We start from the raw sequence: 26,124 nt of genomic DNA on the forward strand, positions 1-26,124 counted from the left end.
TAATTAAGCAGCCCCCGACGCCAGGAAGTGATCAATAAACACAGCGTAATCCTGCTCTGTGCAGTCGGCGTAAGCCACCGCCAGTGTTGTAACCACCTCAATAAACAGGTCTTCACGCCCTTTTAATCGTTGGCAAACGGCCTTGGCAAAGCGTGTTGAGTCACCCTGGTTAAGCGCCTGGGCACCGCGCAGGTGTTCACGGGCGAGAATTTCCCCCCACTGCTTTGCCAGTTTTCGATATGACTTACCGCCAGAAAGCTTATGGGTCGGAAAGTCTTTCTTGAACGGCGAGCGCTCACGCACCGAAAACACCTTTCCGTTCATGGTTAGCCAGCCGAGATAGGCATCTGGGTGCTCAGCAATGGCGTGGAAGGCAGCTGCATGACGGATGGCTTCGTTAGGAAACAGCTTACGCCACGCCTGCTGCTGTTTTTTATCCATTAATCGAAATGCTTCTGGAGGTACCTGCTCTTTAACATCCAGGATGATGTCATCGTGCTCGTGCTCGACACCGCCTTCAATCAAGACGTAATAGCGTTCGACACCCAACGAACCGGTGCCTGCATCCAAACGCCGTGCCGTATCTTTGACGCGAAAATGGTGGGGATCACTCTCTTTAATAGCGTGTTGCAGCGTTTGCTGATACTCCTGCTCAATTAAACGGCGTAGTTGGCTAGCCACATCCGCAGGCAGGTTAGCGAGCTTGCCAGGCCGTTCGGCGAACTGGCGGCCTTTCTGCCCATCTAGGGTCGTCCACTTTTCGAGCATCCGCGCACGGCTCTGCTTATCGGCGACTTTACTCATAAAGGGCTTAAGCAGGCCCTTTGCACTATCAAGGGTCACGGCGTGCACGGGCTGACTATCAACGTGATCGACCAGCGTTTGGTAATAGCCCTCTATTAACTTTTTAAGCGCTTTATCAATCGTTTTTGGATCCAGCTCCGCATTTTCACGAGCATCTAATACGACGCTGATAACCAGCCGCCACAGATCATATTGGTAGTCGCCAATCAGCGCATCATCGAAGTCATCCATGCCGTAGCGCACTTGGTCATCGTGGTGACCATAAGCGCCAAAGTTATAGACGTGGGCGTCGCCCTGCAACCAGGTTTGGGTCTCCGGCCAGCCGCCAAACAGGGCGAACCGCCACTCGTGCCATACATCATTCCAGTACAAATGATTACTGCCGCGATAAAAGCGGTAGGGCGACGCAGCCATTTTGGCGTACTTAGCTTGGCGGGTGGCCGTTGGTAAGGCGTTATTCGCCTGGTGGGTAGCCTCAATCACCTGCTGAGGGCGGTTATGTCCAGTCAATGCATGACTCATCGAATTACCTTTGTTGATGCAAAAAACACTTTAGTACAAAGGTAGTCGATAACCATGAATAGATTAAGTCAGCACTCACACCGCAGCCCGACGTCCCCGTTGGGTAAAACCTCGTGGAGCGGCAATACGAAAGAAGCGCTCCACCACCTCAGCGTGGGTAGCAGGCGTCATCAAAGAGACGGCGACAAATACCGGCAGATTGAGCATCAGCCCCCAGAAGCCCGCGTGAATACCCATTGGGTGTGGCCAAAAGGTAGTAAACGCCACGGTAATCAGAAAGCCCACCACGATCCCCGCCATTACGCCCAAGCGAGAAGCCCGCGGCCAGAAGAACATGCCGATAAAGGCAGGCAGCACCTGGGAGGCAAACCCGAGCCCCACTAACAGAATCATTACCAAACTGCCGGGCTCGGCAATTGCGAGCGGCGCGACCACCAAGAACATAATGGGCAGGATCAGCAGCCGTGCAAGTTTTCCGGTAACGCCATCCGAGAGTTTTAGCACCGGCTGTAGTACATCCTTGCTGAGTGACAGCGATACCGAATGAATAAACGGCTCGCTGGAAGACATTGAGGCTGCCAGGGTTCCTGCGCCAAGCAATCCTACTAATACCACCGGCAAGTGCTGCATGGCGTACTCAAGTACCACGGTATCGGCCCGAGCCAGCTCAGGCAGCGAAAAAATGCCGATGAAGCCTACAACAACCATAGGCAGAATAACCACGTAATACGTGGGTAGCCACGTTGCGCTGCGACGAATAGTACGTGCCGAGGAGGCGCTCATCCACTGCGTCCACACCGGCGGCATAAACGAAAACATCGAAACGATGATCGAGGTTGTCCAGAAGCTAAAGCTCATATCGCCGCCTGCGCCTGGCAGAGTGAGAAACTCGCTATGCTCCGTTTGAATGCGTTCGAATACCCCGGCAAAGCTCAGCCCGCCGGTAGCGCTGTGCACAGCCCAGAGACCGACCGCCCAGGCAACAATCAGCATCAACACGCCTTGAAAGGCATTGGTGCGACCAATCGCCCGCTGACCACTGGCATAGAGGTAAACGGCAATGCAGGCCAGTACCAGCACGACCCCCAACCAAATCGGAATCAAACCGCCGCTCATCACAAACAGAATATAAGCCGAACCTATGGTCTGCAGCACCGCATAAGCAATAGAGCCGATCGCCATAACAAGCGCCGCCAGTGCGCCTAGCGCGGGGCTCTGGTAGCGGTCGGATATGGCACTTGCCTGGGTCACGTGACCAAACTGCTCGCCGAACTGCCACACTTTAGGGCCGAAATACCAAGCAACCAGCGCTAGATACGAAAGGTAAATCGCCACATAAAACACCGCCACCCCTTTGGAATAAGCCCACCCGGGCGCTCCCATAAAGGTGTAAGCACTCACACTACCGGCGGCAATCAGCAGGTAGAGCGTCACCGGCCCCATGCTGCGGCCCGCTACGCCCCACTCCTCCAAGCTATTCATGGAACGCCCTGCTCTGGCGCGTAGGCCAATCACCATGGCAATAGCGACATAGGTCAAGGTAATCAATAGTGGCCAAGGGCTATTCATGGTCGTCTCGCTCCACAATACAATTGCCGATCAGCATCACCACTACGCAGGCAAAAATCACCAGGTAGCTCCACACTACTAACAGAGGCAAGCCCATCACTAAGGTGGCTCTGTTTACCCAACCAATCACCGGCCACGTTCCTGCCAGCACCAGCACCACAAACGCAATTAACAGCCCCCAGCCCGCCCGGGAGGTAGGCAGTACTAATAAACGTTCCATGAGTGTTCCTCTTATTTAACCGCAGAGTTAATCACTGGCAGCATCGGCCAGCGCGTGGGCAACGCCAAACGCGTTTCTAGCAGCCTTGCCAGTTTCAGCACAAAGTGATCTCCAAAGCGCGGGCCAACCAACTGCACACCTATCGGCATATTGACGGAACTAGCGGAACGGCTAAACCCAGCATTAAGCGAGATCGCAGGCTGCTCGCCCATATTCCACGGCACGGTGTAAGCAATGTGCTCAAAGGGCCGACGCGGATCATTGGTAGGCGATGGCCACTCAGCTGGGAAGGCGATATTGGGTGTGGTGGGTGAAATCACCGCATCGACCTCATCAAATACGGCTTCGGTGGCGCGTCGCATCGCCATGGTTTGCTGAAAACCGTACACTGCTTCTACGCCACTTAAGTGTGCACCACCATCGGCCCAGGCTAAAATGGCAGGCAACACTTGCTCACGCTCGTTAGCCGAGAGCTTTAACAGCTCGCCCCACTGACGGGCCTGCCAGAAGTGATCCAGTCCCTCTAACATTTCGCGGGTCAGCACTGGCGCCATCGGCACCAGCGTTGCCCCAGCGGCTTCCAACTGCTTTGCAGCCTGTTCCACGTGGTGGCGAATCTCATCATCCAAAGGTAACCCGCAGCCCGCCTCCATCATCACACCCACTCGCAAACCTTTAACGTCGAGCTCCAGATCCATCCAGTCAATCGTTTCCGGCGGCAGACGCATCGCATCGCGTCGATCTGTGCGGGCAAGCGCCGTCATCATCAGCGCGGCATCCGCTACGCTTCGGGTCATTGGCCCGGCACAGCGGCCTACATAATAAGGGTCTATCGGTACCCGGCCCAAAGTGGGCTTAAAGCCGACGACACCACACCACGCCGCAGGAAGGCGTATCGAGCCACCAATATCGGTGCCCACATGCAGTGGCCCAAGCCCAGCAGCGGCGGCAGCGCCCGCGCCCGCGCTTGAACCGCCGGTATTACAAGCTAAATCCCATGGATTGCGGGTCAAACCATGAAACGACGAGAGCCCGGATGAGAGCATGCCAAAGTCGGGGCAGGTAGTTTTCGCCAGCAGCAGAGCGTTATCTTCCGCTAATCGAGCAGCGGGGGGAGCGTCTTCGGTGGCAACAGGCTGCTCGCCAAGCCCGGTTCCCCCCGGCACTGGCATCCCTTTGGTGGCAATCAACTCTTTAAGGGTTATTGGCACGCCATCTAGCGCGCCGCTAGGTTGCCCCTTAGCCCAGCGCTGGGTGGAGGCTTCGGCTGCTTTAATGAACGCATCAGGCTGATAGGCATACAGCGCATTGATTTGCGGCTCCCAGGCGTCGATATGCTCAACCAGGGCGCTGGCTACTTCAGTTGGCGAGAACCTATAAGCTCGGTAGCCATCAATTAATTGAGTGGCGGTGAGTTGGTGTAGTGCAGGCATCACATTACCTTTTGCTGTTGTTATCAGGCTGACGTTATTAACAAGCTCAGCATGAACCCACACCGTGTCTTCTGCTATTTCAATCTTGACCTCAGCGTGTCCACTTTTTGTGTGCACTCTTCGCTTTTAAAATCTTTCAGGATGATTAGACTGGCAGTGTCTGTAGGGCACTTGCCAGCAGCGAAAGGCAAGCTTCAGTGGCAAAGCTGCGCTGGCGATGGCGATAAACGCAGAGATCAATTCGCGCGGCCTCAAGCTCTGAAGGAGCCAAGGGGATGCTAATGAGTTGACCTAATTGGCACTCCCGAGCTACCGCCATCGGTGGCAATACCAGAACGCCTGCGCCGTTAAGGGCAAGTGCTTTTTGAGTTTCCAGCGAGGCGGTCTTAAAGGTAGGTATTAGGGTAACGCCTGCCCGGTGTGCTGCACGCTCCAGCGCTTGGCGAGCACCATAGGATTCATCAGGTAAGATCAACCGGTGCTCTGCCAAGGTGTGAAGACTCACCTCAGAAGCTGCGGTCAACGGATGGCCTGGAGCCATCACTGCATGGTGATGCAACTCGGCACTAGCAAAGGGCACAATGTCATCATGCCGGGGCATAAAGAAGGACAGGCCAATATCGGCATCGCCTCGGCGCAGCGCCTCCACCATTTGGCTAGCGCTGACGATCCCGATATCAAAACTCAAATGGGGATAGCGCTGCCCCATCTTGGCTAACGTAGGCGCTAGCAAGCCAGCCACAACGCCTTCCGCCACCTGCAAACTGACCCGCCCAGTTCGCAAGCCCTTCAAATCGGCAATATGTTCCTGCACCCGCTCTAGGTCACGGAGGGTACGCTGCGCCTGGGCAGCCAACAACTCCCCCGCCGCCGTCAGGCTAATGCCGTTAGGGCCGCGCTCGATGAGTGGTGCGCCAAGCTGGTGCTCCAGTAAATCGATCTGGCGGCTAATCGCCGTGGGGGCAATATGCAGTTGCGCGGCGGCTTGGCGCAGCGAACGACACCGGGCCACAGTATCGAAATAGAATAATGCGCGGCCACTGATCATAAGAGCCCCTTAAAGCCCCAACTGCCGCGATTAGGGGCGTCAGCTCTTAGCCGCTGGAGGGTGATATCGCTTTGCATGAATGGCGCCCTATCTTATTATTTAGCATAGGCGAATACAGTAGCGATATATGGGTAGGCTGGCCAGCGCCGATGCCTTCCGCACACGCCGTTGGCCAGAGGCTTTACTGCTATTATCTGTAGCAAAAACTGCAACCAGATAGGGTTCATCTACCTTGAAAGCAATTGCCAACTTAATACAAAAGCGGCAATGCAATTAAGCCATCAGACGGACAAAGGCTTCATTTTCTTAGCCAGTTCATCGTCCAACTCATTGGCCCGCTTGGCTGCTGGCCTGCTTTCCATACGCTCTATGTAATGCTTAAACACCTCTTTTGGTGGGATATTCTCCTGCATTGTTTCCCACCAGAGATAACTGCTAACCAATATATCTGCGGCAGTAAACTGATCGCCGCAAATATAAGCGTTTTCACTGAGTACTTTTTCAAGCGTATTGATACTGTCTTCCACTTGGCCACAACCAACGGCCTGTACGTTGCTGCTGTTGATTTTCCAATTGTAGGCCTTTGCACTAGTAGCCATTTCAAACGGACCCGCCATAAAAAAAAGCCAGCGATAATAAACTCCACGTTCGGGAGATTGCGGGGGTGGTGAAAGCTTTTTATCCGGAACCTGATCCGCCAGGTACGCGCAGATAGCCGCCACTTCCGTCACAACAGTGTTGCCATGTTTGATGACAGGCACCTTGCCCATGGGGTTTATGGCCAAGTAGTCCTCAGATTTCATCTCTGAATCGAACTCCATCGCCTTTACCGAATAGTCTATGCCTACTTCTTCCAACATCCAGCGCACAATTCGCCCGCGGGACATAGGGTGGGTGTAAAACGTTAGTTCTGACATATTAGGCTCCTTTTTCATTCAATCTTCAGGTGACATAAGGTACTGCCAGGTCAGATTAGTTTGTTAATAGGTGAGAATCCGTCCTAAATAAAAGCAACAATGCATTTTTCTGCAAGACTTTAACGATGGCTTCAGTAGGGAGGCAGTAATGGCAGGCCCCACAACACGCGTACTTGCGGTGCTTGAGTTGCTGCAAGCTAATGGCCAAATGGGCGGCGCTGAATTGGCCGAACGCCTGGGCGTGGATCGGCGCACTATACGGCGATACATTACGGCGCTGGAAGATATAGGCGTGCCGATAGTGACCGAGCAAGGGCGCTACGGTGGCTACCGATTGGTGGCTGGCTTCAAGCTGCCACCCATGATGTTTACCGACGAAGAGACATTCGCCGTTTCGTTAGGCTTATTGGCCGCTAGCCAGCTGGGACTAACAAACGCAGCGCCCGCCATTGCCAGCGTACAAGCGAAGCTCGAGCGAGTGATGCCAGCTAATTTAAAAAGCCGTGTTCGCGGTATCAGTGAGACCACTCAGGTGATCTTACCCCGGCGCGAACCCAGCCGTGATGACCGCGCCCTTGAGACGCTGACTAAAGCCACAGAGACCATGCGAACCGTGGGGCTTACCTACCACTCCCCGCAGCATGATCCAGTTAAGCGTCAGATCGACCCTTACGGGCTAGTTTTCCAACAAGGTAGGTGGTATGCCGTCGGTTTTTGCCATCTGCGGGGAGCCATGCGCTCATTTCGGTTAGATCGCATCAGCGGCGTGCACCTACTCTCAGGTACCTTCATACGCCCCACCCGCTTTGATGCAGCCGATTTTTTGAGCGAAAGCCTCATGTCCTGGGGCCCCACTCATGAAGTATCACTGGTGCTACACATTGATCATGCCGCGTCCGCTGGCTTTGAGAACCAATTTTTCTGTACAGGTCAGTTCGAACAGGTTGAAGGTGGACTACTGCTCCATACACGCACGGATAGTTTCGAGTGGTTTGCCTATTGGCTGGCACAGCTCCCATTTCAATTTACCATCCTCAAACCAGACGGCCTCAAAGAGGCGCTTCGCGAACACGCCAACCATTTACTAGCAAGTTGTGAGAGCGCTTCACCATATTCAACAGATACGCCCTGAAACAGTCTAAAACCTGGGAGATAACGAAGGCGCTATTCGCCTGATTTTAAGGATAAGGCTTCTTAGCCTCTTAAGTGCTAGTCTGTTAATCAAATAACTTTGAATACAGACTCACAAATGCAACATTCATCAAGGCGCGCACACCGTCTTGCATTGGCGACAATTGCCCCGCGAATTTTTGCCTTTTGCCATACCTTCGGACTCACCGTATGGATTGCCGTGGTAGAAGGTAGCGGCTGGACACTTATTCTGCCCGGGATTTTGCTGCTGCTATGGCCCGGTGTTGCCTATGCGCTTGCTGTAAGCGCCCAGAACTCCAAGCGTGCCGAGTTCAGAAATCTCCTCTATGACAGCCTGCTATTTGGTTTTTGGTGCAGCGTGCTGGATTTTTACGTTTTAGCCACCATCACCATTGGGCTTGCCTGTTTGATGAACAATTTAGTGGTCGGCGGAGTACGGAAGATGCTTATTTCAGCCGTACTTTTCACAACCGCAGCCTTGATTGGAAGCGCCTTAACGGGATTCAAGTTTCGCCCCTATGTGAGCAACAATTTAGACATCTACCAATGGACGGGGGCAGTCATCTATTTTCTAACCATAGGCCGCATAACGTACAGTCAGAATCGTCAGATCGGCCGCAGCATTGGCGAGATTCAGTTTCAGAACCGAGTCTTTCACGCGCTGCTTGATCTCGGGACGGTGGCAAATCGTGCGACCAATATCCATACCCTGCTAGATGACTCATTAAACCACCTACACTCCCATTTCCCCGACTACGGTTTTGCTGTTTTTGTACAAGAACGACAACGTTGTGAAGTGACACGCTACGCGGCTGTTGCGGGACTAAGCCCAAAGGATGAACAGCGTCTAAAGCATCTATTGGCCAGCGTTCGTAGGCAAAGAGTACAGCCGGACACACGGCCACAAACAGACGAAGGCGAGAACCTATATGTCATGTCCATGGAAGGCCGTCTAAGCTTGTACGAAGGCTGGCTGATCATGAAAGCTCCCAGCCAAGAAGACGGCTTGGAGCAAATACTTTCCCTCTTTGCCGACCAACTAGCGGCCGCTACCGAAAATAAATTGCTACATTTGGAATTGAAGAAAACAGCTGAGCGTGACGGACTCACCGGCCTTTATAACCGCGGTTTCTTGGAAGCCGCGCTGCAAATGAGCATTCAAGGCAAGGCGCAGACGCCGAGCCTGGATTTTGCTGTATTGATGATGGACGTCGACAAGCTTAAGGAAGTGAACGACCATTATGGTCATGTTGCAGGCGATCAACTGATTTCCAGCGTTGCCAAGTACCTGCAACTTCACTGCAGGGACAGCGACATACTTGCACGCTGCGGTGGCGATGAATTCGTCATTCTATTTCCTTCTGCCGACTTGACGGCAGCCAAGCGTATGGCCAACTTGATCAGAGACAATTTGCCTGAACAGCGTTGCATTATCGACACCGCTAGCGGTGAACGTGAAGAACTGACGCTTCATTTGAGCTTGGGATTCGCCAGCTCCAGCGAAGTGCCTGCCATACAGGTATTTGCTCTGGCAGACCAGCGCATGTACGAAGACAAGAACCAGCGCCGCAAGCAAAGAGTAGATGACTTGGGCACAGCGAGCTGGCCCCCCTTATAAAAACTTCCTCACAAACCACTGTCAAGCGGCTGCCCCCACTGATCGCCATGTACTAGTTCACTTAATGGCAAGCGAGAGCGCCAGCCTTTAGCTTCAAGCTCTGGTTGGTCTAAAAACTCGCTAACATAGCCAAGGCAGAGATACGCCAAGGGGTAAACGTGGTCAGGCAGATTCAGCGCCTTGCTCAGCTGCTCTTGGTCGAGAATGCTCACCCAACCAACGCCAATACCTTCTACCCGCGCAGCCAACCAGAGATTCTGTACAGCGAGACAAGTGCTGAAAAGATCGGTATCCACCATACTATTGCGCCCCAGCACGTGAGGGCCGCCCCGGCTTCGGTCACAGGTAATACAGAGATTAAGCGGGCTCTCCATAATACCTTGCAGCTTAAGGCTGCGATAATGCGCTTGACGCTCGCCTTCAAAGCGTTCGGCGGCCTTCTGATTCTCCTGCTCGAACATCGCCAGCACTGCTTCTCTGACGCTGCGACTTTCAATCACGATGAAATCCCAGGGCTGCATAAATCCCACTGAAGGCGCATGATGCGCGGCCTCCAAAAGGCGGGCCAGTACATCAGGAGGTATTCTGTCGGGCAGAAATTGCGAGCGCACATCGCGCCGCTCGTGTATGGCGCGGTAGAGCCCACGGCGCTCAGCATCGGAAAAACGGTGGTTCGAGGTGGTCATGGCGCTGATTGGGCCTTTTGCTGATCTGTTTTATAGACAGTAAGAGTCTACACGAGCTCAGCCTAGCCGCCATCTCAGCGGGTTTGTTTGGCGTAAAACGCCATCTTCGTCCCAGTCATCCCATCCGGTAAAGGGGATGGGCAGTTCGCTGTCCAAGTTTCTCAGACGATCTACCCAAGCCGCTTTGCAGACCTCTAGGTGACCAATGATGTCAGCTTCCTCTTGGTAACGAATACCGCCGCCCTGAATGCCGTAGCTCACCTGAGGCGCCAGCACGTCAAAGCCAACGTAGTACAACGATGCGTGTATGGGCCACAGCCAGTGCACCATATTGCCAGCTCGGCCAAAAGGCTGAAATGCTTTCTCCGGTGAGCCCGTGGTGACTGATAGCATCGCCTTCCTACCGCGATAGTAGCCTCTGTCGTAACGCATGCGGCTTGTATAGCGCCCGCCATACACCAACACCCGATCAAACCAGCCTTTCAAAATGGCAGGCTGGGCGTGCCACCATAAGGGAAACTGGAAGATCACCAAGTCAGCCCACTCCAACCGCGCCAACTCCCGCTGGACATCCTGCGGTAATGTGTTTTTCTCGTAGTGAGCCCGCTGCTCATTGAGGGGATAGAAGTAGTCCGACGCCACGGCGCTATGCGGATATTGCTCAGGGCGCTCCACCGGATCAAACTGCTCAGTATAGAGATCATCCACTTCCACTGTATGCCCCTCGCCCACCAGCTGTTCTACCGCCTCATCCACTAGGCCGCCATTAAACGACTTGCGTTCAGGATGAGCCAAGACGATCAACACATTCATTCTTCGCTTCCCCTATTGATTGGTTCAACGACAGACTAGCCTGTTCAAATACGCTCAAACATTCGCGAAAAATGACAACTCAGTTTGCATGAATGAACAGCAAATAAGGTGGGACGAGCTAGCGATTGCAGGGGTGGGGTCGCTATCCAGCGCCAGCCAAGCGCTGCGTATCAGCCATGACAACGTCTTCAGGTGTTTAAGCGAGATGGAACAAAGTCTAGGCGTGACTCTTCTCAATAGTGGCTAAGTTGCCACTGCGACACACATCACTCCTGCTCCAATCCCGCCAAGAACTGTTTAAGCAGCTCATCGAGTTGCGCTCGTTGATCTTCAGTCAAGCCGCTTACCAGCTGCGCCTGGGTTTCCACATGAGCAGCAACGGCTTCATCGATTAACTCGAATCCACGCTGGGAAAGAGAGATGAGAAAACCACGACCATCGTCGGGGTTTTTGACCCGCTTGATCAAACCCGCCTTTTCCAGTTGATTGATGCGGTGAGTCATGGTGCCTGAAGTCACCATGGTGGATGCCATCAAATCCCCAGGTGATAGCGCGTAGGGCGCTCCCTCACGGCGAAGAGTTGCCAGAACGTCAAAGCTCGCGTCAGTCAGACCGTATTTCGCCCAGGTCTTCTCCATTACGCGTATTAAAGCGTGGTTAAGCCGTTTAACCCGCCCGATGGTAGCCATCGGAGCTACATCGAGGTCAGGCCGCTCCTGCCGCCACTGTTTGAGAATGTTGTCTACATGATCCATGAGCGTATTTTGCGCTTAATTATCTTGACGTCAAGATTAATCACACATATCTTGATATCAAGACATTTTCGAAACGGTACCAATGAGAACTACGCGAATGACATCATTAAGCACTACCCGCACACACTCACGCAAAAGAGCTTGGCTTGCCCCACTGGTGTATCTGTTATCCGGCGGCGCCTTGCTGGGTCTATCGACTAATTTGGCAAAACTTGCCGGTGACATTCAGCTACCGGCGCTCGCTTTTCTGTTTTGGTCAATTTCAGGAGCGGCGCTTATTCTATTGGTTCTCGCGGCCTTCCGCGGCAATCTGCCGCCGGTTAACGTTCGCACCGTTGAGTATTACGCTATTTCAGGTCTGCTGGGCGTAGCGGGAGCCAACCTGCTTTTTTTCTCAGCTATCCCCCATGTGGGTGCGGGGTTCGTGGCATTAATCATCACTCTGCCACCGCTACTCACCTACATCGGCGCATTAGCGTTAAAAATGGAGCGGTTTCAGGTGTTGCGTGCGGCGGGGGTTATATCAGCCCTCGCGGGGGCCGTCACCCTGGCCTTTCATAAGCTTTCTGCGCCAGAAGCCAATTACCTCTGGATTCTCCTCGCTTTAATTGGCCCCGTGCTGCTGGCCATCGGCAATCTTTATAGAACCTTGCGCTGGCCAGAAGGCGTATCCAGCGATGCGTTGGCGCCGGGGATGCTTATCGCCGCGGCCATCATTCTCCTCAGCGTGGGGTTTCTGCCTGGCTTCTCACTGAGCGTTCCTACACAACGCTCCCTGCCGTTCTTGCTGATTGCACTCCAGGCGATGGTCTTCGCAGGCCAGTTCTTACTGCTCTTCCTGCTACAGAAAAGCGGCGGCCCGGTGTTTCTGAGCCTATTGGGTTCCGTCGGCGCCGTGGTGGGCGTTCCGGTCGCCATATTGTTGCAAGGAGAAACCGCTCCCGAAGGCTTACTGCTTGGCACCCTATTAATTGGAGCCGGAATTACCCTGCTCAATATTGGCAAAGCCAAACAACTTAACTAATGAACCCAAGAGAGATATATCATGAAGATTGCAATATTTGGTGCCGCTGGCGACGTTGGCAAACGCATTATGAGTGAAGCTTTAGCACGTGGTCATAACGTAACCGGCGTGGTGAGAACAGAGAGTCAGCTTAACAAACTGCCCGCTGAAGCCAGCCGCTGTGTCGCGGATATAGCGGACTCACACCAGCTAGCTCATGTTATTCAAGGACAAGACGTGCTGATCAGCGCCGTTCGCCCACCCGATGGAAAAGAAGCGACGCTGGTAGCGCTAACCCGCTCTCTAATGGCGAGTGCCCTCCCGATTCAGCGAGTGCTCTTGGTAGGCGGAGCCGCACGATTGCTAATCCCCGGGCGCGCCGGTGATACGGTATTAACAGCCCCCGATTTCCTTCCTGCCTCTGCGCTAGAAATTGCCAAGGCATGCCAAGCTCAGTATGAACTCTGCTTGGGTGAAACCAGCACAGCGTGGACTTACTTCTCCCCTGCCGCCATGCTGACGCCTGGAGATCGTACGGGGCGCTATCGTCTTGGCACCGATACCCTCGTCATGGACAATAACGGAGAATCTCGCATTTCAATGGAGGATTTCGCGGTAGCGATGCTTGATGAAGCAGAGACCCCTCAACATATTCAGAAAGCCTTTACCGTAGGGTATTAAACCGAAAATTCGGCAACCACCCCGCCAAAGAATTCTTCTATCAAAGCGCCGCCCGATCCAGAAACTTTTGACACATAGTAAGCCACTGACACTCGAAACTCGCCTTCTGCAGCTAGGTGGAATACATAACTCATTTAGGGCTTGTTGACGTTTCATCGTGGTGCGCGGAAACATCAACAAGCCCTAATCAGTATCCGCGCTTTCTCTATGACCTGCTGCTCCGAAATCTTTTTGCAATAAACCTATTAGCGCTGCGGCGATTAAAAAGACAGCTGACGTTAATAATCCTACCGTCAGCCCCCCGGCTAGATCGTTCAACCAACCACTTAGCGTTGGCCCCAATGTCTGACCAATACTAAACGCGACCGTCATCGCACCAATACCCGACGCCAATGACGAAGCATGGCAATTTCTCCGCACGAAGGCCGTCGTAGACGCCACGACACCAAAAAAGGCACAACCGAAAACCGCAGACGACGCCAGTAAAACAGGCCAAGCACTTGATATAAGCGGCAATGCAGCGCCAATCAGGGTCAATCCATTAAGAATCGCAAATGCATGGCCGTGGCGCTTATTTTGCAGCACACCAGCCCAAAGCCAAGGGAAGACAGTCACAGCCAAGCCCAGCACGACCCAGAATAGCGATTGAAACGCGGCACTCTCACCGTGGGACTGTATCCAGGCGATCATGAACGTCATGTAAGTAATATAGCCTGCCCCGAAAAAGCCATAGCCAACCAGCATCCACTGCATAGAAGCTAATGGTGCCAATGCATGTGCCTGAACTCGGCTTTGTGGCATGACGCGAACACCCCATACGACGCCGAGTGCGAGCACCACTGATATGGCCGCCAATGCTAACCAAGCAGTAGGCCATGCCGTTGCGCCCCACTGGCTCAGAACCCAGGGAACGCCAACCCCCGAAAGCACAATGCCTAAACCTGGCCCCGCATAGAAGATGCCGAGTAAAAACGACGCTCGTGCCGGATGGCGTTGGGATACCTGGGCGGCGATAACCCCACCAGCAATAAACGCACTAGCGCCGCCTAGTCCAGCCAAAAACCAGGAGATGTTGAGTAATGCAGTGTGGCGAAATACCCCCATCATGATCAAAGCGATCACGCATGCGAAGATCCCCGTACGCATGACTCGGTTGGCCCCAACAACTCCAATAAAACGGGCCGAAATCAGCGCGGCAATAAGATACCCTGCCGCGTTTACCGAGGTCATCCAGCCTGCATCGGCATAGCTCCACCCAAGACTTGAGCTCATAGAGGGCAGAAGTAATGCGTAGGAAAATCTTGCAATACCTAGGCCGATTGCCGGTACCAAGGCCAGCGCAGTGAGTGTACGAAGGTCAGTTGTGAGCGCTGTAGGATCGCGCTCGTGGAGAAAGTCAGATTGTGTCATATCGGCCACCTGAGTCTTTAATAAAGACTCAGATTAGTCGCGCTTAGTTCTGTTTTCAAACTTTGCTATCATTGGGATATGAAAAACCACACCGAAACACACACTTCCCACACACGTGTTCCCGTCTCAGAATGCTCGCTTGCCAAGGCGATCCGGGCTGTGGGAGATATGTGGTCGCTGCTGATTCTGCGAGAAGTGATATGTGGTGCTGAGCGCTTCGACCAAATCAGAGAAGACCTGGGTATTACTCGCTCAGTTTTGTCCAACCGGCTTGCCAGATTGGTTCAAGAAGGTATTTTAGAGCGCTATCAATACCGTGATTCAGGACAACGAGCCCGCAAAGGCTATGCGCTAACAGCGAAAGGCCACGCACTCTTACCCGTGGTTATCGCCCTTCGCGAGTGGGGCGGAGAGCACTTAGAACCTGGCAATACACCGCTTCGCCTTCAGCTACAAACGAGGGATGGACTGCGTGTTGAAACGAAACTAATACGGGAGGATGGTTTAGAAGTGAACGATATGACAGACATCATTGCGACAGTAAAGGAGTAAGGCATCAGGGAGTACAACACGATTCAGTTTGAGCAGCTAATCAATCCTTTTCTCCATATAGTGAATCCCGCCCTCGGTTTTACGCACGCGAAACCCCATACGCTCGTATAGCGCTATTGCTGGGTTGATACAAAACACACGCAGCCGAAGTAAGCGGATGCCCGACTGTTGGGCGATTTCCTTCGTGTGGCGGATTGCCGCTGTACCTAAGCCTTGGCGCTGCCACTTCTGATCAATTTGTAGCTCTCGAATATAGTAAGCGGCTTCATCGTGATTTATGCATAACAACCCTACTGGGCTAGCGTTAATAACTAATTCGTAACTGTCTAACTCATCCCATTGTTTATCAAACAGGGCTGTATTCCAGCGCATATCCAACTGTTCGTAGTAAGCAGACATATTTTGGCGAATTAATTTTTCCGCGAACGCCTTGTCGTTAGTAGACCGAATAATAGGCGTCATATCTCGATATCCTAGTGCTACTTTCACGAACTTGTAGCAAGAAGTGCAGTGTTAGCTTGGGCTATTTCATACTGACTAAACACGTGCACACCATGTTCCCGAAGCAGTGCGGCTGTTACTCCCATACCCGGTACTTTTTTACCAGAGAAACTGCCGTCATAAATAGCGGTGCTTCCGCATGAAGGACTGAACTCAGCAAGCACTGCGATATCGATATCGAATTTACGGCACAGGTTCAAAGCGATAGAGGCACCTGCTAAAAATTCATTGGTCACCTTGCCTCCATCGTTTTCGATAACATCGACCTCACCGTTTAAAACGCCCTTACCACTGCCTTGGAAAATCTCCGCGGGCGGCCTGGGAATACTCATCCCCGCCTCAACTTCGGGGCAAACAGAAACGATTCGGCCTTCAGAACGCCACTGCTCAACGATCTGAGCATCCACGGAAAGGGCGCCACCATCATAGCGAACCTTTTTACCCAAGAGACAGGCGCTCATTAATACTTTTCTCAAATCACCAATCTCCAATACGGTGATGAACTCAAGAGTGACGCGTTCACTGAATCGACCCAACTAGGAAAGCTCTTCTTGTCAGCCATTTAACTTTAGCTGCTTTCGGAAATACACTCGATTAAACCCCGCTTCATGCCGACACTCGACCCTGACGTATCCCAGTTTGGGGTACATGGCGAGATTTTCTGTCATGGCTTCATTCGTATAAAGTTCCACGGCTTCATACCCCTTTTCCTCGGCAGAACGTTCCACGTGATCGATCAATCGCTTCCCAATGCCGAGGCCGCCATACTCGGGCAGTATGGCAACGTTTTCGAGGTGAAAATGATCGCCTTCGGGGTAGAACACAACATAGCCCACAAAATGTGAATCAAGGATGGCAACATCTATGTAGCCGTAGTCGATTAGGCTTGCGAAGTCTGCATGCATGGGCGCGGGTTCACGACCAATGCGACTGATGTACTTTGAATAGGCCAGTCGTGCGCAAGATTGAATGTCCGGAACATCAGTTTCGAGTGCAGCACGGATGTCGATTAAGGACATATTGACGTAATCCTAGTGCTAAGTGTGAGAACCATAAGTGTTTCCACCATCCCATACACATGAGATTTTCGCTCTTATAACGCTTGAAGCCAATGGTAAGCTGTCTTGATGCCCTCTTTGTTCACAACAAGGCTCAGATGTGATGCATTAGGCACCGTGACGATATCAGCGTGTGGAACGATGGGCCGCAAAGTGGGCTCGAAGCGCTCCGCAAAAAATGCTTCGTCATCAGATCCAGTAATAAGAAGGACTGGAGCCGCCATAGAACTGAGATCGTTCTGCCAATTGGCGGGAGCAAAGCCCTTCATAAGCCGGTACGAATACGCTAGCGTTTCTGAGCCCTGGCGGTATTCGGGCGGCAAATTAAAGTGCAGCACCGGTAGCTTATTGAAGTGGGTAATACCGAGTTCATTCAAAATGGATATAGCAATGATCCTGGTCACTTTGGGGTCTGCCCACCCGCCCGAGTTTTTCCGAACAGTAGGTGCGTCGTATCCCAGGTAAGGCGCTAGCAGCAGATAGGCGTTGGCACGGTGCCCATGCGTGCCACCAGCAAAACGTATTACTAACCCGCCACCTGACGAATGCCCACCGACGACGATACGCGTTAATTGAGGATTGACCACTTCGATGTGGGCAATAAGATCGGCAAGATCATCCTCAAGCTGCTTGATATAGTCGATATCGCCGCGCCGAACGGGAGATGGCCCATGCCCTCGAATATCCGGGGTGTAAACAGCGGCGGCGCCTGAAGCTGCCAATCCGCGAGCAAAGGTTGCCAGATATCGACTGTCGGTCCCTGAGCCGTGCACGAGCACCAGCGCCGTGTCGGATTCACTTGGATAATGCCGATATGAAAGTGTGGTGCCATCCCTTGCTTCAAACGGCTGAAGTGCTGGCAGTGGGCCTGCTGCGCCTTGCTCAGACACTAACGCTTCGAAATCCAAGCCGCTCGCATTAGTGCCTGTCGACATTATTAAAAATACTCCTATCACCAAGGCCAGCATATATTGTCGCACTGCTCCCTCCTAATCGCATACACCGGGCAAAGCGACGGCTAAGCTTTCGCTGCAAACTTTAAACCAAAACGCCAAGGCACTGCCCTGGCGTTTATTATTTTCCCTCACTACATCACACCCTACCCCAGTTGGAAGGGATAAACCGGGCCGATTTTCAGCAGTTGAGTGAGTTCATCCAGTGCTGCAAGTGACTCTTCCGCCAGCTGTGGATCGGCCAAATCGTCCGGAGCGAGGCGATCGCGATAGTGGCGCTCCACCCACGCGGTCAGATCAGTGTACAGTGCATTGGTGAGCAGCACGCGGCCAGAGAGCGCTGCACGTTCGGCCTCCGTTAGCACCACGCGCAGGCGCAGGCAAGCGGGGCCGCCGCCGTTGCGCATGCTTTGTTTGACGTCTTTAACGACCACTTCACTGATCGGATTATTGCCCGCCAGCAGATAATCCTGAATGGTGCGCCATACCGCCTCGCGCTCCTGGCATTCGCCGGGCACTACCAGCGTCATGGTGCCATCCGGGTTGGAGAGCAACTGCGAATTAAATAGATACGAGGCTACCGCATCCTCCATGCTTACCGCTTCCAAGGGCACGCGCACGGGAATCAGCGGGCTGGCCATTTTGGCGCGCAGCTCATCGAGCGTGCCTTCTTCATCCAGAAAGGCCATTTCGTGGTAGAGCAGCACAGGGCCGTTACCCACCGCAATGACGTCGTTATGGAAAACACCCGCGTCGATGGCATCCGGGTGCTGCTGGGAAAATACCGTTTGCGCTTCCGTTAGCCCATGCTGGCGAGCTACCGCCTGGCTGGCTTCCAGCGTTTGCCGGGCGGGGTAGCGCTTGGGTTCGCGCTCACCGCTACGCACGTCACCAAACGCCTGACGGCCATAGACAAATAGGTGAACGCCCGGCTCGCCGTACTCACCACATAAACGGGTGTGATTAGCCGCCCCTTCGTCAGAAAAGGCAGGCGTTGCAGGCAGCACCGGATGGTGGGCGAAGTGCTGTTCGTCGCGGAAAATTGCCTGCAGCACGCGACCGGTGGTTTGCGGTTCTAAATAGCGGTGAAAGCTGGACTGTAGGTTCGCTGGTGTGAAGTGTACCCGACTATCGGGTGCATCAATGCTGGGGGTAATAGTGCCCGCGTTAGCCGTCCACATACTCGAAGCCGAGCACACCGCCCGAAGCAGTTGCGGCGCTTCTTTAGAAGCACGAGCCAGCACCTCACCATTACTACCGCTAAAACCTAAATCGCGCAGTGCGCCAATATCGGGGCGCTGTTGGGGTGGCAGAACGCCCTGGGCATAGCCCGCGTCCATCAGCGACTTCATCTTAAGCAGCCCCTGCAGCGCGCCCTCCTTGGGATTGGAGACTAAGCCGCCGTGACTCATGGACGCGACATTGCCCACGGCCAACCCAGAGTAGTTATGGGTTGGGCCGACTAGGCCGTCAAAATTGACTTCCCTAACGCTGCTGATGTCGGCGGCACTCACAGGCTCACTCCCGGCGGCAGGGTCTCGGGCATCTCCAGGCTGTCAGCTTCCATGGAGGCGACTGGGTAGGCGCAGTAGTCCGCCGCGTAAAACGCGCTGGGACGGTGGTTGCCGCTGTCACCCACACCACCAAAAGGTGCATCGCCGGATGCACCGGTGGTTTGGCGGTTCCAGTTGACGATTCCGGCACGAATACGCAGCAAGAAGTCATCCCAATCGGCTCGATCGCCGCCAATTAAACCGGCGGAGAGCCCGTAGCGGGTGTTATTGGCAAGCTGTAGCGCTTCATCCCAATCACGATAGCGGTGGATTTTCAGCAGCGGGCCGAAGTGCTCCTCGTCCGGCACGTCAAGACCGGTCACATCAATTAGCGCGGGACTTAACAGGCTGGTGTTCTCTTTCTGGCGCTTCATACGATTGATCACCGTACCGCCCATGGCCTCCAGCTCCTCTTGGGCCTTGAGCAGGCCGTCCGCCGCCGCTAGGCTGACCAAACCGCCATAGAACGGCGCAGGATTTTCTTCGAACTGGCCCGCCACGTGTAACTTGGCGATCGCCTCAGAAAGCGCATCGATCAATCGATCGCCTACTGCACCCTCCGGCACCATTAAGCGCCGCGCGCAGGTGCAGCGCTGGCCGCCGGAGAGGTACGCCGACTGCAGAATGGTCAATACCGCGGCACGCTCGTCGTCGACATCCTTCACTACCAGGGGGTTATTGCCGCCTAGTTCCAGCGCCAGAATTTTATCCAGTTGTCCGGCAAACTGCTGGTGCAGCATACCGCCCACTTTGGCGCTACCGGTAAACAGCAGGCCATCAATATCTGGGTTACCTGCCAGTGCCTGGCCTACCGGCACACCGCCCTGCACCAGGTTAATGACGCCTGCCGGAAGCCCGGCCTCTAGCCAGCACTGTAGGGTCAAATCCGCAGTAAGCGGGGTTTGGTCGCTGGGCTTGAAGACCACACAGTTACCCGCCAATAGCGCAGGCACCATATGGCCGTTGGGCAGGTGGCCAGGGAAATTGTAAGGGCCAAACACCGCCATCACACCATGAGGACGATGGCGCAGCACAGCGCTTGCACTACCCACCGCTTTTTCCCGTTCACCGGTGCGCTCGTTATACGCCTTAACCGACAGCGCCACCTTGCCCACCATGGCTCCCGCTTCGGTGCGCGCCTCCCAGAGCGGCTTACCGGTTTCAGAGGCAATCGCCACAGCCAGGTCTTCACCACGTGTTTTTAGCACCTCGGCAAATCGCTCGACAAGCGCCTGGCGCTCGGCAAAGGGTGTGCGCGCCCAGCCGGGGAAGGCACCGCGGGCGGCTTTCACAGCGGCCGTGACCTGTTCTGAGCTAGCCGTCGCTGCTTGCCATAGCGACTTGCCAGAAACGGGATCGTGCTTGCTCAACGGCTCGGCGTCGCCTGCGACCCAGGCGCCATTGATCAGTTGCTGCTGTTGGGCGTGCATAAAACTCTCCTGTAAACGTCGCCTAGGTCTCGAGTAGCCGTAGGGTATCGCCGGTGGCAACGCCTAAGCGCTTCGCTTCTTGTTCGCTAAGCACGATGGTGTTGTCATCAGCAGGCGCACGGCCTACCCAACTGGCGGTAAAGTGCAGCATCTGGGTAGTGGCGGCCAGCCAGCGGCTGACGCTCTCTTCGCTTGCCCCGGCAGAAACTTCCACCTGGCAAAGACGTGAGTTGCGAATGGCGCGCACATCATCAATGTACGCCTCCACCGTCGGGCCACCGTCGAAAATATCGATATAGCCTTCCCAGCGCAGCCCCTCTTTCTTAAGCATCTCCAGCGCCGGGCGGGTATGGCGATGCACCTGACCAATACAGGCCCGCGCCTCTTCGGCCATAAAGGTGGTGTAAATGGGGAACTTGGGCATCAGCTCGCCAATAAAGCTCTTCTGCCCCAGGCCGGTTAAGCGGTCAGCTTCGCTGAAATCCATGGGAAAGAAGTGCTTCCCTAAGCTCTCCCAGAAAGGGCTGGTGTTGTTCTCGTCGAACACGCCGCGCATCTCCGCCAGCACTTTATCGGGGAAACGGTCGCGAAACTGGGCGATAAACAGCCAGCGCGCCTTGGAGAGCAGCGCGCCGTTGCGCAGGTGGCGATTGGCTTCACCGCGATACTCGGGGCGCAGAAACAGCGAGCACACCTCGGCGTCACCGGTGTGGTCGGAGCTTAAAAACAGCGTATCGATGGTGCGGTGCAGATCCAACTGAACCGAGGAGTGGGCCAAAGTGCCCAGCCGGTAATTGTAGAACGGCACCTCGCGCCCCACCTGCCCCTCAATGGCGCAGCAGCCCGCCAACTCGCCGCTTACTTCATCCTCTAGCACAAAGAAATAAAGCCGATCATCCACCGGAGTGCGCTCTTCAAAGGCACTGGCAGCCGCTTCAATCTTACCGGCTAGAAACTCGCGATTATCCGGCAGCGAGGTAAAGCCAACGCCCGCCTGCTGCGCAAGCGCCTGAAGCCCATCCAGATCATCACGGGCAATGGGTCGAATGCGCATTACATTTCTCCTTCATCGAGCGCGTCTACCACGGTGGGTAGCGTCAGCGGCGCAGCAAGCACCGCTCGCCCTTCCGTGACACCCAGCCGCTCAGCATGCTCCGCTGAGAGCATCAACTGGCCCGTGGGTGACAGCGCGTAGCGGGCGACGATGCAGCGAAACTCGCCCAGCTTTTGATTGGCAACCAGCGCGGGTTCAGCATCTGGCAAAGCGTGTTCAGGGCGAATGCGCACCGGGTGCCAGGCAGCACTGCGGAAGGTTTCCAACCGCTCGCGCTCGGCTTTGACAATCGGCCCGGCGTCGAAAATATCCACATGGCGCGAACGCGCGAAGCCCTCCGCCAGCATCTCCTCCAACGCCTCTTCGTGAGCAGGGTGCTCACGACCTATCGCCGCCCGCGCCTGGGGCGTTAGCAGCGGCAAATAGAGCGGGAACTGGGGCATTACTTCGGCGATAAAACTTTTCGAGCGTACCCCGGCAATATGATTCATATCCTGGAAGCTGCGGGCGAAAAAGTGCCGCCCTACGCTCTCCCAGAACGGCGACTCATTGCGAGCATCCAAGTAGCCGGGAAACGCCACCGCCAGAATGCGCGAAAAGCGCTCGGGGTACTGGGCGATAAACATCAACCGCGCCCGGCGCAGCAGGCTCTCCGCGCTGGTGCCTTTATAACGCGGGTTAAGCGAAAAGGCGCACAGCAGGGTGGCGTCAGAAACTTCATGGGAGAGCGCTAGCGTCTGCACTTCACGACGTACGTTCAACTGCTGGGAGGCGTGAATCAGCGTTTCCTGGCGGTAGGTGTAGTAGGCCTCATTGGCACCCGCCTGGGCACGTATGGTGGCGGTACCGAGCACTTCCTCGCGTGTGTCATCGGCGAGAACAAACGTATAGTGCTCGTTTTCTGGAAACTCGACGTCACCATTAAAGGCGTCTTGAGAGCGCGCAATGCGCTCCTGAAGTCGCTCACGGTTAGCAGGCAAGTTAGTAAGCTTAGGTACTGCATGCTCGGCTAATTGCTCAAGCGCCGTGAGATCAGACGCTTTAACGGGTCGAACTACCAGCATCCTCGATGCCTCCCCTTCAGTTAACACGATTGACGCAGCCTGTTGTTCACTCATGCTGCCGCAACTAATCGCTCAATCGCGCGCTCTAAGCGGGCCATGCCCTCGGCGATATCCGCTTCAGGAATGACCAGAGAAGGCGCCATGCGCAGTACGTTCGGCCCGGCGATCAGCGCCATCAAGCCCTCTTCAATCGCCAGCGGTAGTATGTCTTTGGCACGCCCTTCATAGGCATCCGACATCTGGGCACCTATTAATAAGCCCATACCGCGAATCTCTTTAAACACGCCATGCTTGCGGTTGATAGTTTCTAAATGCTCGCGGAACAGATCGTGGCGATGCTTAACGCCTTCGAGCACCTCTGGTGTATCGATAAGCTCCACCGCCGCCAAGGCAACGGCAGATGCCAGCGCATTGCCGCCGTAAGTAGAACCATGAGTGCCAACAACCAGCGATTTAGCCACCGAGTCGATAGCCAGCATGGCGCCAATGGGGAAACCGCCGCCCAAGGATTTGGCACTGGTAAGAATATCCGGCGTAATGCCGTAGTTCTTATAAGCGTAGAGTTCGCCGCTACGACCAACGCCGGTTTGCACCTCATCAAAAATCAGCAGCGCATTGTGCTCGTCGCAGAGATCGCGCAGCCCTTGGAGGAATTCCTGCGTGCCGGGCACGATACCGCCCTCGCCCTGCATGGGTTCCACCATAATCGCGCAGGTGTCGTCGCCCACCAGCTCGCGAACGCTATCCAGGTCATTGTAATTAGCGTGCAGAATTCCGCCCGGCACCGGCCCAAAGCCCTGGGAGTATTTGGGCTGGCCACCCACGCTGACGGTAAAGAAGGTGCGGCCATGAAAAGATTGGTAGAACGAGATGATTTTATCTTTGTGCTCACCGTGATTATCCACCGCCCAGCGGCGCGCCAGCTTAAGCGCAGCTTCGTTAGCTTCACCGCCGGAGGAGCATAAGAACACCTTATCGGCGAAGGTGCGCTCGACCAGCGTCTTGGCCAGGTTCAGCGCTGGCTCGTTGGTATATACGTTGGAGAGGTGCCACAGCTTCTCGCCCTGCTCTTTGAGCGCATTGACCAGTACTGGATGGCAATGACCAAGGGAGTTAACCGCGATGCCCCCGGCAAAGTCGATATATTCACGGCCCTGTTGATCCCACAAGCGGCTACCTTCACCACGCACGGGAATGACCTGCTGTGGTGAGTAGTTGGGCGTCATGTAGTGGTCGTAATCTTGACGGCTTGGGGTATGGCTCATGGGTCGCTAGCTCCAGTGGAGGAAAGTAGTAACAACAGTATAAGGTGGTAAAGAGTCCAAGCGCTTTCAGCAATGGGACGGCAAATTATGAATAGCGGCGTCTCGGCGTATCACTGAACCGCCTTGAAGAACTCTAAAAGAGCCCCATACTTATTAGCAAGCTATGCGGTTATTCGCTGAGCTGCGTTGCATAGTGATGAGCACCGACACTCAGGATGAGAGGAGACCAGCATATGCAGATTGATCTAAGCGGCAAACACGCCATTATCACGGGTTCTACAGCGGGCATCGGTTTTGCAATTGCTCAAGGGCTCGCCAAGGCAGGCGCTGACGTGGTTATAACAGGGCGTACCCAAGCACGTGTTGATGGTGCCATCAGCGCACTTAAAAAAGACACTCCCAATGCCAAGGTAGAAGGCGTGGCGGCTGATCTCGGCACCGCTGAAGGTTGCCAAACGCTTATTAAACAGCAGCCCAGCGCGGATATCCTGATCAATAACGTAGGCATTTTCGCCCCGCAGGACTTTTTCGATGTAGATGACGCTACGTGGCAGCAATTTTTCGATATTAATATCATGAGCGCGGTGAGGCTTTCCCGTCACTACGCCCAGGGCATGCGCGAGCGCGACTGGGGCCGCATACAGTTTATCTCCAGCGAGTCGGGGATCAACATCCCTAGTGAAATGGTGCATTACGGCATGACCAAATCGGCGCTGCTCTCCGTCTCTCGCGGGCTGGCCAAAGTGCTCAGCGGCACCCAGGTCACCGTGAATGCCATTCTACCTGGGCCGACCCGTTCAGAAGGCGTGATCAAGATGATGGGGGAAATGGCGGAAAAAGAGGGCATCTCTCAGCAAGAGATGGAAGAACGCTTTGTTAAAGAGAACCGCCCCTCTTCAATTATCCAGCGCTTAGCAACACCCGAAGAAGTCGCGAGTATGAGCGTCTACGCCGCTTCTCCCCAAGCCAGTGCAACCAGCGGGGCGGCACTGCGTGTGGAAGGTGGCATTGTGGATACATTAACCTGAATCTTTCTAACCCAGGCGCTCTTCTCTCGGCGTCATGCCGAAATGGTGACGGTAGGCGGTAGAAAAGTGCGCGCCTGAGGAAAATCCCGTGGCAAACGCAATATCGCCTACCGGCCGGTCACTATCGCGAAGCTGTTTGCGCGCCTCTTGTAAGCGTAAATCCAGGTAGTAGCGACTAGGGACCGCCTGCAGATACTTCTTAAATAGCCGCTCCAACTGACGCCGAGAGATACCCAGATGTTCGGCCAGTTCCAGGGTCGAGAGCGGCTCCTCAATATTGGCTTCCATAAGCGTGACAGCCTCCACCAGACTTTGCGGCGCATGCCCCAGGCGGCTACGCAGCGGCACATGCTGGCGCTCATCTGCCAAGCGGATGCGGTCGCAGACAAACTGCTCAGACACCTGCTCCGCCAAGCGCGCACCGTGATGCTGGCCAATCAGCGTGAGCATCAAATCCATGGCCGCGGTTCCCCCCGCGCAGGTCAGCCTGTCGCGATCAATTTCAAACAGCTGTTGAGAAAGCGTCACTTGCGGATAGGCTTGAGAAAAGGCCTCAAAACGCTGCCAGGGCAGCGTCGCACGATAGCCTTCAAGCAACCCACAGCGTGCCAACACTTCAGTGCCCCCTGCCAACCCACCCAGTGCCACACCGCGCCCCTGGTGCCCACGGAGCCACTCATTCAACTTTGCAGGAAGCGTATAGGGCAGCGGTGTTGGTGCGCATATCAACAGCAGGTCAAGCGGGCCTAATGCGGTACTTAGTGCGTGCTGAGCAATGAGCGAAAGCTGAGCACCGCTGCGCACGGGCTCGTCATTGAGACTTAATGTGACGGTGTGGTAAAGCATCTGCCCACTCAGCTGGTTAGCCATTTGTAGCGGTTCCAGTGCGCTGGCGTGGGTCAATAACGAAAAACCTGGTAGCAGCAGAAAGGCCACCCGCCGACGCGGTAGCGCTGCCTGTGAGGCTAACGGGTTGGGCTGCATGATAACTGATTGAGTTGCATGAAAAGATGCATGAAAGACCGCCATCGACAT

27 protein-coding genes are annotated in these 26,124 nt (G+C 54.7%); 7 read left to right on the forward strand and 20 right to left on the reverse strand.

Annotation, left to right across the window (positions count from 1 at the left end; all coding sequences use genetic code 11):
* Nucleotides 1–3: 3 nt before the first annotated feature.
* From YERSI8AC_RS16710 to YERSI8AC_RS16735, 6 genes are all read right to left on the reverse strand, one after another.
* Nucleotides 4–1,326, reverse strand: coding sequence for a DUF2252 domain-containing protein (locus tag YERSI8AC_RS16710; protein ID WP_159177114.1), 1,323 nt, complete (start codon nt 1,324–1,326; stop codon nt 4–6).
* A gap of 75 nt (nt 1,327–1,401) precedes the next feature.
* Nucleotides 1,402–2,895: a sodium:solute symporter family protein gene (locus YERSI8AC_RS16715; protein ID WP_159177115.1), complete on the reverse strand. Its 1,494-nt coding sequence runs from the start codon at nt 2,893–2,895 to the stop codon at nt 1,402–1,404.
* Nucleotides 2,888–3,115, reverse strand: a complete 228-nt coding sequence (locus YERSI8AC_RS16720; protein WP_022522518.1) for a hypothetical protein — start codon at nt 3,113–3,115, stop codon at nt 2,888–2,890. The genes YERSI8AC_RS16715 and YERSI8AC_RS16720 overlap by 8 nt, the downstream gene beginning before the upstream one ends.
* Before the next feature lie 11 nt (nt 3,116–3,126).
* Complete coding sequence (locus tag YERSI8AC_RS16725; protein ID WP_159177116.1) at nt 3,127–4,548, reverse strand: amidase; 1,422 nt, start codon at nt 4,546–4,548, stop codon at nt 3,127–3,129.
* Nucleotides 4,549–4,693: 145 nt separating this feature from the next.
* Nucleotides 4,694–5,596 (reverse strand): LysR family transcriptional regulator, encoded by a 903-nt coding sequence (locus YERSI8AC_RS16730; RefSeq protein ID WP_159177117.1) that lies wholly within the window; start codon nt 5,594–5,596, stop codon nt 4,694–4,696.
* A gap of 281 nt (nt 5,597–5,877) precedes the next feature.
* Entirely contained in the window at nt 5,878–6,513 is a 636-nt protein-coding gene (locus YERSI8AC_RS16735) for a glutathione S-transferase family protein (protein WP_159177118.1), read from the reverse strand.
* 148 nt (nt 6,514–6,661) lie between these two features.
* Here YERSI8AC_RS16735 and YERSI8AC_RS16740 point away from each other — a divergent pair, with 148 nt between their 5' ends.
* Together YERSI8AC_RS16740 and YERSI8AC_RS16745 are read left to right on the forward strand one after the other, a co-directional pair.
* Nucleotides 6,662–7,645, forward strand: coding sequence for a helix-turn-helix transcriptional regulator (locus YERSI8AC_RS16740; protein WP_022522513.1), 984 nt, complete (start codon nt 6,662–6,664; stop codon nt 7,643–7,645).
* Nucleotides 7,646–7,762: 117 nt separating this feature from the next.
* Nucleotides 7,763–9,283 carry a sensor domain-containing diguanylate cyclase gene (locus YERSI8AC_RS16745; protein WP_022522512.1) on the forward strand — a complete coding sequence of 507 codons (1,521 nt, stop codon included), beginning with the start codon at nt 7,763–7,765 and terminating at the stop codon, nt 9,281–9,283.
* Nucleotides 9,284–9,291: 8 nt separating this feature from the next.
* Here the strand turns inward: YERSI8AC_RS16745 and bluB are convergent, their stop codons facing one another.
* Entirely contained in the window at nt 9,292–9,969 is a 678-nt protein-coding gene (gene bluB / locus YERSI8AC_RS16750; RefSeq protein WP_159177119.1) for a 5,6-dimethylbenzimidazole synthase, read from the reverse strand.
* 57 nt (nt 9,970–10,026) lie between these two features.
* Nucleotides 10,027–10,782, reverse strand: a complete 756-nt coding sequence (locus tag YERSI8AC_RS16755; protein WP_159177120.1) for an NAD(P)H-dependent oxidoreductase — start codon at nt 10,780–10,782, stop codon at nt 10,027–10,029.
* 88 nt (nt 10,783–10,870) lie between these two features.
* Here YERSI8AC_RS16755 and YERSI8AC_RS16760 point away from each other — a divergent pair, with 88 nt between their 5' ends.
* Nucleotides 10,871–11,029, forward strand: a complete 159-nt coding sequence (locus YERSI8AC_RS16760) for a helix-turn-helix domain-containing protein (RefSeq protein WP_159177121.1) — start codon at nt 10,871–10,873, stop codon at nt 11,027–11,029.
* A 19-nt stretch (nt 11,030–11,048) separates the two neighbouring features.
* On the opposite strand, the gene YERSI8AC_RS16765 is transcribed toward YERSI8AC_RS16760, so the two are convergent.
* Nucleotides 11,049–11,537 (reverse strand): MarR family winged helix-turn-helix transcriptional regulator, encoded by a 489-nt coding sequence (locus YERSI8AC_RS16765; protein WP_022522510.1) that lies wholly within the window; start codon nt 11,535–11,537, stop codon nt 11,049–11,051.
* A 97-nt stretch (nt 11,538–11,634) separates the two neighbouring features.
* Between YERSI8AC_RS16765 and YERSI8AC_RS16770 the strand changes: the two genes are divergently transcribed.
* Entirely contained in the window at nt 11,635–12,561 is a 927-nt protein-coding gene (locus YERSI8AC_RS16770; RefSeq protein WP_159177122.1) for a DMT family transporter, read from the forward strand.
* A 21-nt stretch (nt 12,562–12,582) separates the two neighbouring features.
* Nucleotides 12,583–13,221, forward strand: a complete 639-nt coding sequence (locus YERSI8AC_RS16775) for an NAD(P)-dependent oxidoreductase (RefSeq protein ID WP_159177123.1) — start codon at nt 12,583–12,585, stop codon at nt 13,219–13,221.
* A 183-nt stretch (nt 13,222–13,404) separates the two neighbouring features.
* Here YERSI8AC_RS16775 and YERSI8AC_RS16780 read toward each other — a convergent pair whose 3' ends face one another.
* Nucleotides 13,405–14,631, reverse strand: a complete 1,227-nt coding sequence (locus YERSI8AC_RS16780; RefSeq protein WP_159177125.1) for a YbfB/YjiJ family MFS transporter — start codon at nt 14,629–14,631, stop codon at nt 13,405–13,407.
* A 168-nt stretch (nt 14,632–14,799) separates the two neighbouring features.
* Between YERSI8AC_RS16780 and YERSI8AC_RS16785 the strand changes: the two genes are divergently transcribed.
* Nucleotides 14,800–15,183, forward strand: coding sequence for a winged helix-turn-helix transcriptional regulator (locus tag YERSI8AC_RS16785; protein ID WP_233974290.1), 384 nt, complete (start codon nt 14,800–14,802; stop codon nt 15,181–15,183).
* Nucleotides 15,184–15,219: 36 nt separating this feature from the next.
* Here YERSI8AC_RS16785 and YERSI8AC_RS16790 read toward each other — a convergent pair whose 3' ends face one another.
* The 9 genes from YERSI8AC_RS16790 to YERSI8AC_RS16830 all read right to left on the reverse strand — a co-directional run bounded on the left by YERSI8AC_RS16790 (nt 15,220) and on the right by YERSI8AC_RS16830 (nt 24,061).
* Complete coding sequence (locus YERSI8AC_RS16790) at nt 15,220–15,645, reverse strand: GNAT family N-acetyltransferase (RefSeq protein ID WP_138801080.1); 426 nt, start codon at nt 15,643–15,645, stop codon at nt 15,220–15,222.
* A 23-nt stretch (nt 15,646–15,668) separates the two neighbouring features.
* The gene (locus YERSI8AC_RS16795; protein ID WP_159177949.1) at nt 15,669–16,175 is read right to left on the reverse strand and encodes a DUF523 domain-containing protein; all 507 of its coding nucleotides are present in this window, start codon (nt 16,173–16,175) and stop codon (nt 15,669–15,671) included.
* Nucleotides 16,176–16,238: 63 nt separating this feature from the next.
* Nucleotides 16,239–16,703, reverse strand: coding sequence for a GNAT family N-acetyltransferase (locus YERSI8AC_RS16800; protein WP_159177128.1), 465 nt, complete (start codon nt 16,701–16,703; stop codon nt 16,239–16,241).
* A gap of 74 nt (nt 16,704–16,777) precedes the next feature.
* Nucleotides 16,778–17,677 carry an alpha/beta hydrolase gene (locus tag YERSI8AC_RS16805; protein WP_159177130.1) on the reverse strand — a complete coding sequence of 300 codons (900 nt, stop codon included), beginning with the start codon at nt 17,675–17,677 and terminating at the stop codon, nt 16,778–16,780.
* 164 nt (nt 17,678–17,841) lie between these two features.
* Entirely contained in the window at nt 17,842–19,209 is a 1,368-nt protein-coding gene (gene astB / locus YERSI8AC_RS16810; RefSeq protein ID WP_159177131.1) for an N-succinylarginine dihydrolase, read from the reverse strand.
* Nucleotides 19,206–20,678 carry a succinylglutamate-semialdehyde dehydrogenase gene (gene astD / locus YERSI8AC_RS16815; RefSeq protein WP_159177132.1) on the reverse strand — a complete coding sequence of 491 codons (1,473 nt, stop codon included), beginning with the start codon at nt 20,676–20,678 and terminating at the stop codon, nt 19,206–19,208. Before astD ends, astB begins: the two co-directional genes overlap by 4 nt.
* Before the next feature lie 22 nt (nt 20,679–20,700).
* Entirely contained in the window at nt 20,701–21,732 is a 1,032-nt protein-coding gene (gene astA / locus YERSI8AC_RS16820; RefSeq protein WP_159177134.1) for an arginine N-succinyltransferase, read from the reverse strand.
* Nucleotides 21,732–22,796 carry an arginine N-succinyltransferase gene (locus tag YERSI8AC_RS16825; protein ID WP_159177136.1) on the reverse strand — a complete coding sequence of 355 codons (1,065 nt, stop codon included), beginning with the start codon at nt 22,794–22,796 and terminating at the stop codon, nt 21,732–21,734. The genes astA and YERSI8AC_RS16825 overlap by 1 nt, the downstream gene beginning before the upstream one ends.
* Nucleotides 22,797–22,846: 50 nt before the next feature.
* The gene (locus YERSI8AC_RS16830) at nt 22,847–24,061 is read right to left on the reverse strand and encodes an aspartate aminotransferase family protein (RefSeq protein WP_159177137.1); all 1,215 of its coding nucleotides are present in this window, start codon (nt 24,059–24,061) and stop codon (nt 22,847–22,849) included.
* A 233-nt stretch (nt 24,062–24,294) separates the two neighbouring features.
* Here YERSI8AC_RS16830 and YERSI8AC_RS16835 point away from each other — a divergent pair, with 233 nt between their 5' ends.
* Entirely contained in the window at nt 24,295–25,089 is a 795-nt protein-coding gene (locus YERSI8AC_RS16835) for an SDR family NAD(P)-dependent oxidoreductase (protein WP_027960006.1), read from the forward strand.
* Nucleotides 25,090–25,095: 6 nt separating this feature from the next.
* On the opposite strand, the gene YERSI8AC_RS16840 is transcribed toward YERSI8AC_RS16835, so the two are convergent.
* Entirely contained in the window at nt 25,096–26,073 is a 978-nt protein-coding gene (locus YERSI8AC_RS16840; RefSeq protein ID WP_180091052.1) for a GlxA family transcriptional regulator, read from the reverse strand.
* Nucleotides 26,074–26,124 lie beyond the last annotated feature (51 nt).

It is taken from the genome of Halomonas sp. 113 (assembly GCF_904067645.1).
GTDB classification, from domain to species: domain Bacteria; phylum Pseudomonadota; class Gammaproteobacteria; order Pseudomonadales; family Halomonadaceae; genus Vreelandella; species Vreelandella titanicae.

Excerpts from the sequence above, each read along its gene's own strand:
- YERSI8AC_RS16710 (WP_159177114.1), bottom strand. The coding sequence starts at position 1,326 with ATGAGTCATGCATTGACTGGACATAACCGCCCTCAGCAGGTGATTGAG.
- YERSI8AC_RS16715 (WP_159177115.1), bottom strand. The coding sequence starts at position 2,895 with ATGAATAGCCCTTGGCCACTATTGATTACCTTGACCTATGTCGCTATT.
- YERSI8AC_RS16720 (WP_022522518.1), bottom strand. The coding sequence starts at position 3,115 with ATGGAACGTTTATTAGTACTGCCTACCTCCCGGGCGGGCTGGGGGCTG.
- YERSI8AC_RS16725 (WP_159177116.1), bottom strand. The coding sequence starts at position 4,548 with ATGCCTGCACTACACCAACTCACCGCCACTCAATTAATTGATGGCTAC.
- YERSI8AC_RS16730 (WP_159177117.1), bottom strand. The coding sequence starts at position 5,596 with ATGATCAGTGGCCGCGCATTATTCTATTTCGATACTGTGGCCCGGTGT.
- YERSI8AC_RS16735 (WP_159177118.1), bottom strand. The coding sequence starts at position 6,513 with ATGTCAGAACTAACGTTTTACACCCACCCTATGTCCCGCGGGCGAATT.
- YERSI8AC_RS16740 (WP_022522513.1), top strand. The coding sequence starts at position 6,662 with ATGGCAGGCCCCACAACACGCGTACTTGCGGTGCTTGAGTTGCTGCAA.
- YERSI8AC_RS16745 (WP_022522512.1), top strand. The coding sequence starts at position 7,763 with ATGCAACATTCATCAAGGCGCGCACACCGTCTTGCATTGGCGACAATT.
- bluB (WP_159177119.1), bottom strand. The coding sequence starts at position 9,969 with ATGACCACCTCGAACCACCGTTTTTCCGATGCTGAGCGCCGTGGGCTC.
- YERSI8AC_RS16755 (WP_159177120.1), bottom strand. The coding sequence starts at position 10,782 with ATGAATGTGTTGATCGTCTTGGCTCATCCTGAACGCAAGTCGTTTAAT.
- YERSI8AC_RS16760 (WP_159177121.1), top strand. The coding sequence starts at position 10,871 with ATGAATGAACAGCAAATAAGGTGGGACGAGCTAGCGATTGCAGGGGTG.
- YERSI8AC_RS16765 (WP_022522510.1), bottom strand. The coding sequence starts at position 11,537 with ATGGATCATGTAGACAACATTCTCAAACAGTGGCGGCAGGAGCGGCCT.
- YERSI8AC_RS16770 (WP_159177122.1), top strand. The coding sequence starts at position 11,635 with ATGACATCATTAAGCACTACCCGCACACACTCACGCAAAAGAGCTTGG.
- YERSI8AC_RS16775 (WP_159177123.1), top strand. The coding sequence starts at position 12,583 with ATGAAGATTGCAATATTTGGTGCCGCTGGCGACGTTGGCAAACGCATT.
- YERSI8AC_RS16780 (WP_159177125.1), bottom strand. The coding sequence starts at position 14,631 with ATGACACAATCTGACTTTCTCCACGAGCGCGATCCTACAGCGCTCACA.
- YERSI8AC_RS16785 (WP_233974290.1), top strand. The coding sequence starts at position 14,800 with ATGTGGTCGCTGCTGATTCTGCGAGAAGTGATATGTGGTGCTGAGCGC.
- YERSI8AC_RS16790 (WP_138801080.1), bottom strand. The coding sequence starts at position 15,645 with ATGACGCCTATTATTCGGTCTACTAACGACAAGGCGTTCGCGGAAAAA.
- YERSI8AC_RS16800 (WP_159177128.1), bottom strand. The coding sequence starts at position 16,703 with ATGTCCTTAATCGACATCCGTGCTGCACTCGAAACTGATGTTCCGGAC.
- YERSI8AC_RS16805 (WP_159177130.1), bottom strand. The coding sequence starts at position 17,677 with ATGTCGACAGGCACTAATGCGAGCGGCTTGGATTTCGAAGCGTTAGTG.
- astD (WP_159177132.1), bottom strand. The coding sequence starts at position 20,678 with ATGCACGCCCAACAGCAGCAACTGATCAATGGCGCCTGGGTCGCAGGC.
- astA (WP_159177134.1), bottom strand. The coding sequence starts at position 21,732 with ATGCGCATTCGACCCATTGCCCGTGATGATCTGGATGGGCTTCAGGCG.
- YERSI8AC_RS16825 (WP_159177136.1), bottom strand. The coding sequence starts at position 22,796 with ATGCTGGTAGTTCGACCCGTTAAAGCGTCTGATCTCACGGCGCTTGAG.
- YERSI8AC_RS16830 (WP_159177137.1), bottom strand. The coding sequence starts at position 24,061 with ATGAGCCATACCCCAAGCCGTCAAGATTACGACCACTACATGACGCCC.
- YERSI8AC_RS16835 (WP_027960006.1), top strand. The coding sequence starts at position 24,295 with ATGCAGATTGATCTAAGCGGCAAACACGCCATTATCACGGGTTCTACA.
- YERSI8AC_RS16840 (WP_180091052.1), bottom strand. The coding sequence starts at position 26,073 with ATGCAGCCCAACCCGTTAGCCTCACAGGCAGCGCTACCGCGTCGGCGG.